The organism is Desulfovibrio sp., assembly GCA_016208105.1.
GTDB lineage: Bacteria > Desulfobacterota > Desulfovibrionia > Desulfovibrionales > Desulfovibrionaceae > Fundidesulfovibrio.
Genome location: JACQYS010000025.1, coordinates 1 through 12,949 on the forward strand (window position 1 = coordinate 1; position 12,949 = coordinate 12,949).

Annotated in this window: 11 protein-coding genes; 8 read left to right on the forward strand and 3 right to left on the reverse strand. The window is 59.3% G+C overall.

Features of this window, described 5'->3' with window-relative positions:
- Positions 1-201 precede the first annotated feature (201 nt).
- From HY795_16170 to HY795_16185, 4 genes are all read left to right on the forward strand, one after another.
- The gene (locus tag HY795_16170) at positions 202-2,091 is read left to right on the forward strand and encodes a methyl-accepting chemotaxis protein (protein ID MBI4806756.1); all 1,890 of its coding nucleotides are present in this window, start codon (positions 202-204) and stop codon (positions 2,089-2,091) included.
- 52 nt (positions 2,092-2,143) lie between these two features.
- The gene (locus HY795_16175) at positions 2,144-2,767 is read left to right on the forward strand and encodes an MEDS domain-containing protein (protein MBI4806757.1); all 624 of its coding nucleotides are present in this window, start codon (positions 2,144-2,146) and stop codon (positions 2,765-2,767) included.
- 16 nt (positions 2,768-2,783) lie between these two features.
- A complete protein-coding gene (locus HY795_16180) occupies positions 2,784-4,361 on the forward strand; it encodes a PAS domain-containing protein (protein MBI4806758.1) in 1,578 nt (525 codons plus the stop codon).
- A 111-nt stretch (positions 4,362-4,472) separates the two neighbouring features.
- Positions 4,473-4,844 (forward strand): nuclear transport factor 2 family protein, encoded by a 372-nt coding sequence (locus HY795_16185; GenBank protein MBI4806759.1) that lies wholly within the window; start codon positions 4,473-4,475, stop codon positions 4,842-4,844.
- 25 nt (positions 4,845-4,869) lie between these two features.
- Here the strand turns inward: HY795_16185 and HY795_16190 are convergent, their stop codons facing one another.
- The 3 genes from HY795_16190 to lepA form a co-directional block, all read right to left on the reverse strand.
- Positions 4,870-6,408, reverse strand: a complete 1,539-nt coding sequence (locus HY795_16190) for a YifB family Mg chelatase-like AAA ATPase (protein MBI4806760.1) — start codon at positions 6,406-6,408, stop codon at positions 4,870-4,872.
- 279 nt (positions 6,409-6,687) lie between these two features.
- Positions 6,688-7,287 carry a signal peptidase I gene (lepB, locus tag HY795_16195; protein MBI4806761.1) on the reverse strand — a complete coding sequence of 200 codons (600 nt, stop codon included), beginning with the start codon at positions 7,285-7,287 and terminating at the stop codon, positions 6,688-6,690.
- A gap of 114 nt (positions 7,288-7,401) precedes the next feature.
- Positions 7,402-9,204 carry an elongation factor 4 gene (lepA, locus tag HY795_16200; protein ID MBI4806762.1) on the reverse strand — a complete coding sequence of 601 codons (1,803 nt, stop codon included), beginning with the start codon at positions 9,202-9,204 and terminating at the stop codon, positions 7,402-7,404.
- Positions 9,205-9,385: 181 nt separating this feature from the next.
- Between lepA and HY795_16205 the strand changes: the two genes are divergently transcribed.
- From HY795_16205 to HY795_16220, 4 genes are all read left to right on the forward strand, one after another.
- On the forward strand, positions 9,386-9,940 hold the full coding sequence (locus HY795_16205) for a rhodanese-like domain-containing protein (protein ID MBI4806763.1): 555 nt from the start codon (positions 9,386-9,388) through the stop codon (positions 9,938-9,940).
- 156 nt (positions 9,941-10,096) lie between these two features.
- The gene (locus HY795_16210) at positions 10,097-10,582 is read left to right on the forward strand and encodes a YeeE/YedE family protein (GenBank protein ID MBI4806764.1); all 486 of its coding nucleotides are present in this window, start codon (positions 10,097-10,099) and stop codon (positions 10,580-10,582) included.
- Positions 10,583-10,629: 47 nt separating this feature from the next.
- A complete protein-coding gene (locus HY795_16215) occupies positions 10,630-12,651 on the forward strand; it encodes a YeeE/YedE family protein (protein MBI4806765.1) in 2,022 nt (673 codons plus the stop codon).
- Positions 12,648-12,947, forward strand: coding sequence for an MTH1187 family thiamine-binding protein (locus HY795_16220; protein MBI4806766.1), 300 nt, complete (start codon positions 12,648-12,650; stop codon positions 12,945-12,947). The genes HY795_16215 and HY795_16220 overlap by 4 nt, the downstream gene beginning before the upstream one ends.
- The last annotated feature ends 2 nt before the right edge of the window (positions 12,948-12,949 follow it).

Genomic DNA, 12,949 nt, shown 5'->3' on the forward strand with positions numbered 1-12,949 from the left:
AGGCCTTTTCGGTTCCGAACCGGCGCTGGAATGTAATCAGGTCCATATCGTGGTAAGGTTTGGCCATGGCGAGCCTCCTCAACAGTCTAGATTCTTTCTATAAAGTATGGAAATTGCGGAGCGAAGGCAATAGCCACGTACGGAGAATAATCTCCCTAATATGTATCGTGGGCATATCTCCGTGCCCGAACAGAGGTCAGCATGAAAGACATGACCCTCGGGATCAAAATCGGCATCGGCTTCGCGGTCCTCATCCTTTTTACCGTCTTTGTGGCTTCCGTCGGCTGGTTGAGCCTTGGTTCGGTGACCGACCGGGCCGCCAAGTCTGAAAAAGTAAGTGAGATTTACACTGAAACCCTTCTCTCCCGCATAGATGCCCTCAACATCATGTATGCCAACGATGAGAAGCGGGTCGACTCGTTCAGAAAGAGGTTGGAGACCGCCCGTACCGATGCTTCTTCTCTCAAAAGTGGTTTCAGCGATGCATGGAACAGGGAAAAGCTGGATGCGATAACCAAATCCGTTCTTCTCTATGAAGCTGACTTCGGGAAATACCGCGAAGCCAAGGAATTCAAAATGGGGGCGGTAAGGACCATGGCCGCCGCTGCGGTCGGCCTGCAGCAGGCGGCGGGAGAATTGAATAAGACCCTCAGTGGAGCGTTGGACAAGGCCAACACAGCGGGCGGCTCTCAGGTCTCAGCCCGAAGCATAGGGATGCACCGGAAATTGAGTGAGATAATGCAGTTCTTTCTCTCATCCCGGATCGAGGTCCTCTACTATCTGTGGCAGGACGACAAGGCACGGGCCGCCAACGCCATGAAGCACCTCGACACCGTTGGGGAGGCATGCAGAGAGCTCACCCCCATGGCCTCCACCAATGAAGAGAGATCCATGATCGAGGATATCGCCCAAAAGGCTCAAGCCTACAAAGGCAGGATTGCGGATCTGCTCGCGGCTTCGGATTCACAGCTCGCTGCCGTCAAGGACATGGTGTCGCGGGCTGCTGAAATGAGCCAGCTCACCCAGGAGTCTCTGGAGTTTCAAAGAAAAAAGATGAGCTCCGACGCAACCAGTGCCAGCATGGTCAATACGGGGGTGGCTGCAGCCGCAGTATTTATCGGAATCCTGGTGGGCGTTTTTCTTACCAGAGCGATCACAGGACCAGTCACTAAGGGCGTCAATTTCGCCCGGAACATGTCCGGCGGCGATTTCACCGCAACACTGGACATCGCCCAGAAGGATGAAATCGGTATTCTGGCCCAGTCGCTCAATGTCATGGTTTCCAAGCTGCGCGATGTGGTGGCTGAAGTGCAGACCGCGTGCGATAATGTGGCGGCCGGGAGTGAAGAACTTTCCGCCACAGCCCAGACCCTGTCCCAGGGAGCTTCCCAGCAGGCCGCCAGCGTTGAGGAAGTTTCCTCCTCAATGGAACAGATGACCTCCACCATCCAGCACAACGCGGACAATTCGGCTCAGACCGAAGCTCTTGCCATGAAGGCGGCCGCCGAGGCCGAGGAAGGAGGCAAGACCGTGGCCTTGACCATGAACGCCATGAAACAGATCGCTGAGAAGATTTCCATCATCGAGGAGATCGCTCGTCAAACCAATCTGCTGGCCTTGAACGCTGCCATTGAGGCAGCCAGAGCCGGCCAGCATGGCAAGGGTTTCGCCGTTGTGGCGGCAGAAGTGCGCAAGCTGGCGGAACGCTCGGGCCTAGCGGCCGCGGAGATATCCACTCTCTCCGTCGAGTCCGTGGCCGTGGCCGAAAAGGCAGGGGCCATGCTCGCCGCCATCGTACCGGACATCAAACAGACAGCCGTTCTGGTCCAGGAGATCGCCTCATCTTCGCGTGAACAGAACTCCGGAGCCCAGCAGATCAATCAGGCCGTGAACCAGCTGAGTCAGGTGGTTCAGAACAGCGCGGCCGCTGCCGAAGAAATAGCCTCCACCGCGGAGGAGCTCTCCAGCCAGGCCGAACATCTGCAGCAGGCAATCTCCTTTTTCCATGTGGGCAATCTTGACTCGGCACGATCTTCAAGTAGTATCCGACCATCAGCAATCCGAGGGCGGCCACTTCCTCTCACAGCATAACGTCTTTGATGCGGCCAAGGGTCTACGCCGGGCTTTGGCAAAGGAGAACAGCATGTCTGACAGGCTTAAGATATCTCTTGGGTTCACAGGACAGCAGTTCGAGCCGGGCGTTCATATCTGCCAGATATTCAGCGAGGACAACGAACGCCAGGACGCTCTCCTGCAGTTTATTTTGTCAGGACTGCAGGCGGGGGAGCGTGTCAGCTGTTTTTCGGAGAAAGCCACCGAAGAGGCCCTGGACGAATATCTGTCCAATTTCGGAATATCCTACTCCAAGGTTCGGGAGTCCGGCTCGTTGACACTTTCCGGGACCCGACAAGTCTATTATCAAGACGATCGTTTCGATCCTGAAAGGATGCTGGGTCTCTTGCGGACCTTCTATGAGGACGCCACCGGCACGGGCTACAGAGCGGCAAGGGTCATCGGTGAAATGACGCCCGAGGTGCAGCATCTGCCAGGTGGATCACGCCTTCTGGAATATGAATCACGGGTCAGCATGCTGCTGCGGCAATACCCCGTGACGGCCGTATGCCAGTACGATGCCCGTTCCTTTGATGGAGCAACCATCATGGATGTCCTCAAGGTGCACCCGTACATGATCGTCCGCAATTCAGTGGTCCACAACCCATTTTTTATCGCACCGGAACAGTATCTCCAGAGCGAACGGCTCATGTGAAGCCAACGGCCCGCCCATGCTCGACCCAAAGCCCCTGGGGCAACTCCTGCTCATGCAGAGCATCGTGGTCAACCTGCCCGATGAGCACTCCGTCTTCAGTTTCGTCTGCCGGGGCCTGACAGACGTGCCCGGCGTGGCGCGAGCCGAGTATTCGCCGTCTCCATCGGAGAGCCTCCCAGTTTCCGTCACGCGGCTGTCCATTTCCGCAGGGTCTTTCAGCAAGGGAGAACTCCTCCTAACCGTCACCGACCCTGAAGCTTTCACCCCCTACCTTGAGTATCTCCAGAACTTCTCCTTCATGCTAGGAGTCATATTTGAAGAGCGGCGGCAACGAGACCTGGTAGAATCCCACAAGAAACACCTGGAAGAGCGTGTCCTGGAGAGGACGCTCCAATTGCGCGAGCAAATCGAGGAACGCGAGCGCACCCAGGAGGACCTCCGCCAGTCCCGAGCCCTCTTGAACGACATCCTCGATTCCATGCCCTCGGTAGTGGTCGGCATCAGCGACCAGGGCCTTGTCACGCACTGGAACGAGAGCGCCGCGGCCATGACCGGGGTAGCCCGCAAGGACATCCTGGACAAACCCCCGTGGGTCGCCCTGCCCATGCTGGCCTCGCTTAAGGACAAGCTGGACGAAGCGCTCGCCCAGAAGCAGGCGGTATTCGTGCGCAAAGTTCCTTTCACAAGAGACAACGACCTCCAACTTCTCAACATCCTGTTCTATCCATTGCAAGGCAAAAGCACGGGCGGGCTGGTTGTACGCATCGACGACGCCACGGAACAGGAGCGTCTGCACGAGATCATGATCCAAACCGAGAAGATGATGAGCGTTGGCGGGCTAGCCGCAGGCATGGCCCATGAGATCAACAATCCTCTGAGCGGAATAATGCAAAGCGCCCAGGTACTTTTGAGCCGCCTGACTGACGATTCCCCGGCCAACCTGAGGGCAAGCCGGGAGGCCGGGTGCGAACTGACCGTTATACACGACTTCCTTCGCCGCAGGGACATCCTCACCATGATCGGCATTATACAAGACGCGGCCCAGAGAGCGGCGCATATCGTCTCCGGCATGTTGGAATTCAGCCGCAAAAGCGAATCATCACTTGCTCCAACGGATATAAACCAGCTGATCGTCAAGTCTCTTGAACTTTGCTCCACGGACTACAGTCTGAAGAAAAAGTATGATTTTCGTAATATTCTGATCGTTAGGGACTTTGCCCCGAATCTTCCGGAAGTTCCCTGTTCCAAAACCCAAATCCAGCAGGTTCTCATGAACCTGCTGAGCAACGCCGCCCACGCTCTTTCCGGCCTTGAGCCCGGGCATGAGCCTGCTCGCATTGTGGTACGCACGGCAAGAGAGGACAGGTTTATTCGCATTGAAATAGAAGACAACGGCCCGGGCATGGATGAAATGACAAAACGCAAGATATTCGAGCCCTTTTTCACCACAAAGCCGGTCGGTGAAGGCACGGGCCTTGGGCTGTCGGTGTCGTACTTCATTGTCACCAGCAACCACCATGGAACCATCGAGGTGGATTCATGGCCGGGCATGGGAGCAAAATTCACCATCCGCCTGCCACTGCGGGACCAATAATTTGCCAAGTCAAAAGTGATATTGACGCGCCTGGCATCGAAGCAGAATATCTCCCCCTCGGATTGAGCTCATCCGTGCCCCCCCAAGTAATCGCTGAAGTGGAGAAGTGTCATGCTCGACAAGTCCCAAGTTCGCGAGATTGCCCAAAGTCTGGTTGACGATTGGAACAAACACGACCTTGTGAGTATCCTCAAACACTACCACGAGGATGTTCAGGCAACCAATCCCATATTCTGTCTTCTACTTGGCAAGGAGGACGGGGTACTGTGCGGCAAAGCGACCCTTACACCATACTGGGCCAAAGCGCTGGAACAGATGCCGCACCTGCACATCAAGATACACAACGTCTACCTGGGAGTGGACAGCTTCGTGATCCACTACCAAGGTATATTCGAACGCGACGTGGTGGAGGTCTTCAAGTTGGACAGCGCGGGTAAGATTGTGGCCACGACAAGCTTCCTTGAATCGTTGGACATGCCCTGAAGCAACCCACGGGAATATCCGAGGTTCACGCCGCGGTCTGCCGGTCCAGATTCCGGTAATTTATGGCTTCGGCCAAGTGCTCCACCCGGATGTCCTTTTCTGAATCCAGGTCAGCTATGGTGCGGGCCAGCCTCAAAATTCTGGTGTGGGCCCGGGCCGAAAGCCCCAGGCGGGCGTTGGCCATTTCCAGAAAGCGGTGACTGTCTTCAGTGATGGGGCAGAACGTTCCCAGGGCCTTGCCTGAGAGCTGGCTGTTGGTGCGAATCTTTATTCCCTGGAACCGCTCGGCCTGCACGTGTCTGGCTCCAAGCACCCTTCGCCGCATGGTGGCCGAATCCACTTTTCCCGCCTCGGCCTTCAAGTCCTTGTAGGGCACCGCCGGGACCTCCACCTGCAGGTCGATGCGGTCCAGAAGCGGACCGGAAAGCTTGGACAGATACCCCCGCACCTTCATGCCCGTACAGGTGCAGTCGTGGCGTTCATCACCCCTGAAGCCACAGGGGCAAGGGTTCATGGCCGCCACCAGCATGAATTCCGCCGGGTAGGTCAGGCTCATGGAGGCCCTTGCGATGGTCACTCGGCCATCCTCGATGGGTTGGCGGAGCACCTCCAGCACGCTTTTCTTGAACTCCGGCAGTTCGTCCAAAAACAGCACCCCCCTGTGAGCCATGGACACCTCCCCCGGCCGGGGAACGCTTCCCCCGCCGATGAGCCCGGCATCCGAAATGGTATGATGCGGAGAGCGGTAGGGGCGAACAGTGATGAGCGATCCCCCGCGCAAAAGCTCGCCGGCCACGGAATAGATCCGGGTGACCTCCAGAGCCTCATCAAAGCTGAGGGGTGGCAAAACCGTGGGGATGCGTTTGGCCAGCATGGTCTTGCCCGATCCTGGCGGTCCCATGAACAGAAGGTTGTGTCCGCCCGCCGCAGCGATCTCGATGGCCCTCTTTGCGTGCTCCTGCCCCTTCACTTCGGCGAAATCCAGAGGGAAGAGACCCTGGTCCGGATCGAGCACAGCCGCATCGAAGGGCGTGGGGGGCAGACGTTCCTCGCCGGTCAGGTGGCGTACGGCCTGATCCAGCGAGTCCACTGCGAACACGTCCAGTCCCTTGACCACCGAGGCTTCCTGGGCGTTGGCAGCCGGGACCAGAAGGCCTCGCGCCCCTTCCCGGCTGGCCCGGATGGCCAGGGGCAGAATGCCTGACACGGGTTTTACTTCCCCGGTCAGGGAGAGCTCACCTGAAAAGAAATAACCCGCGAGCGAATCGGCTGGAATTGCCTCTGCGGCTGCCAGGAGCCCCAGCGCCAAGGGCAGGTCGTAGCCCGCACCCTCCTTGCGCATGTCGGCAGGAGCCAAATTCACGGTGATGCGCGAAGGCGGCAGCTTATAGCCCCGGTTCTTGAGCGCGGCAAACACCCGCTCCTTGCTTTCGCGCACCGCTCCTTCTGCCAAGCCTACCATGGTGAACGACGGCATGCCCTGGCGGGCCACGTCGGCTTCCAGAACGACTGTATGGGCCTCCACTCCGACAAGGGCGGCGCATAATGCACGAGACAGGGCCAAGACCACCTCCGGACATGTTCCGTTCGAAAACCAACACCCCGGCCGGGGGCATCGTTCGGGCGAACCAATACCGCTTTATGCGCTTTAAATCCACAGTCCGTTACATGCCGCCACACCTGAAAATAGCACTTTACATACAAACCCCGACAACAGTTTTCTTGTGCTGCCCTGGTTTCAAAATTGGCAACGCCTGTGGGGAGTCTTCCGAACGGCGAAATGAAAAAGCGCCCCGTCCGCATGGGACAGGGCGCTTCAATGGACTGATGGTCGCTCGTACAGTTAGCGGATGACGCTTCCTATCCGTCCCCAGCGCATGTCTGTACCGCCGCCCCAGGACCAGTAGATCACCCAGGCCTTGCCCCGGATGTATTCGCGGGGAACGAACCCCCAGTAGCGTGAATCCTGCGAGTGGTCCCGGTTGTCTCCCAAGACGAAGTACTTGTCGGCAGGAACGGTGATTGGACCGAACGTGGACCTGTTGCCACCCACGGGCGCCGGATCAACCTTCTTGTAAGGCTCGTCTACTTTCTGCCCGTTGCGATAGAGGACATTGCTTTTCAACTCGATCACATCGCCGGGCAGCCCGATGATGCGTTTGATGTAATCCAGGTCGCGGTTTTCGGGGTATTCGAACACGATCACATCGCCGTGCTGCGGATCGCCGGTTTTGATGATGGTTTTGTCCATGAAAGGCAGCTTGACCCCGTAGGAGAACTTACTCACCAGCAGGTGGTCGCCCACAAGCAGGGTTTCCACCATGGATTCGGAAGGAATCTTGAAGGCCTGGACCACGAAGGTGCGGATGATGAGCGCCAAGACCAGCGCGACGGCCAGAGCCTCAACATATTCCTTGAGCAATTTCTGCCAGCGAGGATTCATTCTGTGTCCTTTCTTTTTAGAGAGAAACGGGGCACCGCCCCGTGCCCCGGCAGGGCTCCGCCCTGCACCCGCCAGGGGAATGATTCCCCTGGACCCCCAAAAGGGCCATCGGGATTATTCGCCTGCTTTCAGGGCGGCCAGGAAGGCCTCCTGGGGAAGCTCCACATTGCCCATGCGCTTCATGCGCCGTTTGCCTTCTTTCTGCTTTTCCAAGAGCTTGCGCTTGCGCGTGATGTCGCCGCCGTAGCACTTGGCGATGACGTCCTTGCGCAGGGGGGCCACCCTCTCGCGCGCGATCACCTTGGCCCCGATGGCCGCCTGGATCACCACCTCGAACATCTGGCGAGGAATGACCTTTCTCAGCTTCAAGGCCACATCGCGGCCAAGATAATAGGCCTTTTCGCGGTGAACGATCACGGCCAGGGCGTCTACGGGGTCGCCGTTCAACAGGATGTCCAGCTTGACAAGATCAGAGGCCCGGTAGTCGATCAGTTCGTAATCCAGGGAGGCGTAGCCCCGGGTGCCGGACTTGAGCCGGTCGAAAAAGTCGTAGACGATTTCCGCGAAGGGCAGCTCGTAGGTTATTATCACCCGGGTGGCGGTCAGGTAGCGGATGTCCTTCTGGATGCCGCGTTTTTCCTCACAGAGCTTGAACACGTTGCCCACGTACTCGTTGGGAACATGGACCTCCACCCTGGCATAGGGCTCGTAGAGGGTGACCGTGTCCTGCTGTTTGGGCAGCTTGGACGGGTTGTCGATGGAAATGGTGGTGCCGTCCTGCTTCTCAACCTTGTAGACCACGGACGGGGCTGTGGCGATGAGTTCCACCTGGAACTCCCGCTCCAGGCGCTCCTGCACGATTTCCATGTGCAGAAGCCCCAGGAAGCCACACCGGTAGCCGAAACCCAGTGCCTGGGAGGTCTCGGGCTCGTAGGTGAGGGCCGCGTCATTCAGCTGGAGCTTTTCCAGGGCGTTTTTCAGCTGCTCGTAGTCGCTGGCGTCCACGGGGTAGAGCCCGCAGAACACCATGGGTTTTACTTCCTTGAACCCCGGCAGGGGTTCAGGCGCGGGATTGCCGGCCAGGGTGATGGTGTCGCCCACCCGGGCCTCGTGCAGATTCTTGATGGCTCCGCACAAGAAGCCCACCTCGCCCGGACCGAATTCGGTCATGTCCACCGGCCCCGGGGAGAACACGCCGAGTTTTGTAACCTCGAATTCCGCGCCAGTGGAAAACATCTTGGCCCTGCTGCCCACCTTCAAGGTGCCGTCCATGACCCGAAACAAAACCACCACTCCCTGGTAGGCATCGTACCAGGAGTCGAAGATGAGCGCTTTGAGCGGAGCCTTGGCATCGCCCCGTGGGGCGGGCAGGCGGTCCACAATGGCCTCGAGCACCTTGTCCACGTTAAGACCGGTCTTGGCGGACACGGACACGGAATCCTTGGTGTCCAGGCCTATGGCTTCCTCGATCTCGCTCTTGACCCGCTCCGCATCGGCGGAGGGAAGGTCGATCTTGTTGAGCACAGGAATGATTTCCAGATCGTTGTCCAAAGCCAGAAAGACGTTGGCCAGGGTCTGGGCCTCCACTCCCTGGGTGGCGTCCACCACCAGGAGCGCTCCTTCGCAAGCGGCAAGCGACCTGGACACCTCGTAGGAGAAGTCCACGTGCCCCGGGGTGTCGATCAGGTTGAGTATGTAATCTTGCCCGTCATGGGCCTTGAAGGGAATGCGTACGGTCTGGGCCTTGATGGTGATGCCCCGCTCGCGCTCCAGGTCCATCTTGTCAAGGTATTGCTCGCGCATCTCCCGGGCGGTAATCACCTTGGTGACCTCGAGGATGCGGTCGGCCAGGGTGGACTTGCCGTGATCGATGTGGGCGATGATGCTGAAGTTTCTTATGCGCGACGGATCTACCATTTTTCACCTGCTGACATATGTGCAAACGCCCTCTAAAAGATGGCGGGGGGAAGGTCAATTGCCGCTTTGAGGAGAAACGCTTCCTGGAGAGCAAAAAAAAGCTAACCTCCTCAAGGTATTGGACTCACGGGGTTGCAAAAAATCCCCTTGGTGCTACCAAGTCGATCAAGGAGAAACACACATGACACCACTTCCGCGGCTTATAGCGATCGCGGTCTTCATCGCTCTTGCCCTCGCGAGCCTTTCGGGGGACTCCCTGGCCAAGAGCGCGGCCCTTCCCAAGCCGGTCTCCCCTGAGGAGGCGGCACAGCTCCTGGCCAAACCTCCGGCCGGGTTCGAAATAGTGGACATTAGGTCCCACTTGGAGATCGCCGACTACGCTCTGCCAGGAAGCATCGGCCTGGAGCCGGAAGCCGCGCTGGCTGATGAATCCCTGCAAAGCGGCGACGGCCCCATTCTCCTGGTGGACAAGGACGGCACCAAGGCCTTCGCCGTGGCCGGGGTGCTCTCCCAGAGGAGTTCGCGCCAGGTGCTGGTCCTCAAGGGCGGAATCACCGCATGGTGGGAAGCCAAGGAAAAAGGATTGGCCGTGAAAGAAACTCCGCTGGGCAATGCGCCAGCTCCGGCTTTTGCACCTGAGCAGGAGAAAGCTCCCGCCTCTTCCCCCGCACCCGGAGCGCCAGCTCCGGCTCCTCAGGCCCCGCAACCCCCGGCCTCCAAAAGCGCAGGATGTTAAATCATGAGCGATCAAAAGATACCAGATACTCCGCAAGATTCCGCTGAAACGCCCACCGGAGACGCCGAGCAATCCGCCGGAACCGTCAGCTCAGCCGCTGTCGGCGACACATTCAAGGGCGCTCCCGTCGCAGCCAATATCCCGAACGCTCCGCCCATGAACCCCTATCTGGCTGGGATGTTTCTTGGGCTGACGCTTTTGGCCTCCTATCTCATTCTCGGCACTGGCCTTGGGGCATCCGGAGCTTTCGCCCGCTTCGGCGCCTGGATCGAACACCAGTTTTTCCCCTCCCGGGTGGAAGCAAGCGCCTATTTCGGGCCGTGGTTTCCGGCTCCGCTGTCCTATTACCTGATCTTCATGGTCCTTGGAGTTTTCGCGGGAGGCCTTATTTCCGCGGCATCGGGCGGGCGCATCGGTTTCAAGGTGGAACGAGGTCCGACAGCCTCCGCTTCAACACGCCTGATCCTGGCTCTCATCGGTGGCGTTCTGGCCGGCTTCGCCTCGCGTCTGGCCCAGGGCTGCACCTCGGGGCAGGGACTGAGCGGCGGAGCGCTGCTTCTCACCGGCAGCTTCGTATTCATGGGCTGCCTGTTCGCCACAGGGTATCTCACTGCCTGGGCATTCAGGAGGCAGTGGAAATGATCGACACACTCTACTCAACAGGCCAGTTGAACGCCCCGTTGGGCTTCATGGCCGCCCTGGCCCTGGGCTTCTGCTTCGGACTCTGCCTGGAGAAAGCCGGATTCGGCAGTTCCAGGCGCCTTTCCGGCGTTTTCTATTTTACTGACATGTCCGTGGTGAAGGTGATGTTCTCGGCCATGGTCACGGCCGCCATCGGCTTGGTGGCCGCTGAACGCCTGGGAGTGGTGAGCCTTGACGCCCTCTACCAGATGCCGACCATCCTTGGTGCCCACGCCGTGGGCGGTGTCATCTTCGGCCTCGGGTTCGCCATGGGGGGCTGGTGTCCTGGCACTGCTGCGGTCGGCCTGGCTTCGGGCCGGCTGGACGCCCTGATGTTTCTTGCAGGCATCGTGCTCGGTTCCATCGGCTACAACGAGGCCTTCCCCTGGATCGCCCCGCACGCCTCGACAGGCTCGAAAGGCGTGGTGTTTCTGTACCAAAGCCTGGACATCACCAAGGACCAGCTTGTGCTGGGGCTCACGGTATCGGCCGTGGCCATGTTCTGGATTTCCGAGGTTATAGAGCGAGGCCCGGCCATCGCCCGGCCAGGAGTGAGCCGGCTCTTCCTGGCCGGTTTCAGCGTGGCCCTGTGCATCTTCGCCCTGGTGGCCTTGAACATGCCCAAGCTGGACTTGGCCAAGGTCCGGCAAGCTCCCACCAGTGGGGTCACGCAGATCCCGGCTCAGACGCAGCCTTCGACGTCTCCATCCGAAGGCCAGATTCTGGCTGCGGTCCAGTCAGGCAGGGACCACATGGAGCCCGAAGAGCTGGCCAAACGGATCATGGCCAACGACTCCACACTCACCCTGGTGGACATCCGTTCCAAAGAGGAATTCGACACCTTCCACCTCAAAGGCGCTTCCAACATTCCCATTTCCAAGTTGCCTGAAGCCCTTGCCCCAAAGCGCGGCCAAGGGGTCATCGTGCTCTATTCCAACGGCATGACCCACCCGGCCCAGGCCCGGGACGCCTTAGCACGTCTGGGCTTTGCAAACGTGTATATACTCACGGACGGACTCGCCGGATTCTTCGACACGGTTCTCAAGCCGGCATCGCTTCGCGAAGGTCCCGTTACGCAAGAAAAGGCCGCGGAGATCCGCGCCGCCAGGCAGTTCTTCCTGCCAGCCGAGCTGACCAAACCCACATCCCCGGCCTTGCTCTCGCCCCCAGGCCAGCTGCCCGGCTTGGTGGACACCACCTGGCTTGCGGCAAATCTCGGTAAGCCAGGGCTCAAGGTCGTGGATCTGAGGCCCCAGCCCCAGTACAACTCGGGGCACATTCCCGGAAGCCTGTCGCTTCATCTGGAAAGCCTACGCGGCAATGTGGGCGGGCTGCCTTCCATGCTCCTGCCCGGCCCCATGATAGCCCAGCACCTGGGGCAGATGGGCATCACGTCCCGCGACCTGGTGGTGATAGTGTCCGGGGAATCGCCTCACGACGCAACGCTTCTGGCGGTTGCCCTGGAACGTGTGGGACATTCGCGCTACGCCGTGCTCTCGGGTGGCATGAAGGCCTGGGCTGCCGGGAATCTCCCCAAGGACACCGTGCTTCCCAAGGTGACGCCCGTGCGCCATCCGGCTCCAGAAACCGGAGATGCGCCTGACGGGTTTACCGTAAGCGGCAGAGAGGTCCTCGCGGCCATGAACAGCGGCAAGACCGTGATCATCGACGTGCGCCCTGTGGAATTTTACACGGGAGCAAAATCCGACGAGGCCCGGGCCGGCCACATACCTTCGGCCGTGAACCGGCCCTTCACAGAAGACCACGCCAAGGGCCAAGGGGACTTGGTGGTTCTCAAACCCGTGGCCGAGCTGGAAAAGGCCTATTCAGCCGTTATCCCCGCCAAGAACTACCCGGTCATCGTGCACTGCCGCACCGGACACCAGGCTTCGCAGACGTGGTGGGTGCTCACCAGACTTCTGGGCTACACCAACGTGAAATACTACGACGCCGGCTGGACCGAATGGGCCGCCCGCCCGGATTGGCCTGTGACCGCTCCGGTACCCGCCGAAAAGGAACAGAAAAAATGAGCGTCATTGCCGAACTCTCTCTCTTTCCTCTGGGAGCACAGGGGAGCCTGTCGCCCTATGTGGCCAAGGCCGTGGGTGTTATCAAGGATTCCGGCCTTCCCTACCAGCTTGGGCCCATGGGGACCTGTATAGAAGGGGATTGGCAGGAAGTGATGGACGTTGTGACGCGCTGTTTCAACACCCTCAAGGAGGACCAGGACCGCGTCTACCTGACCCTCAAGGTCGATTGGCGCGCCGGGCGCGCGTCAGGGCTTACTTCCAAAACCCAATCTGTGGAATCATACCTGCGGAGCTGACC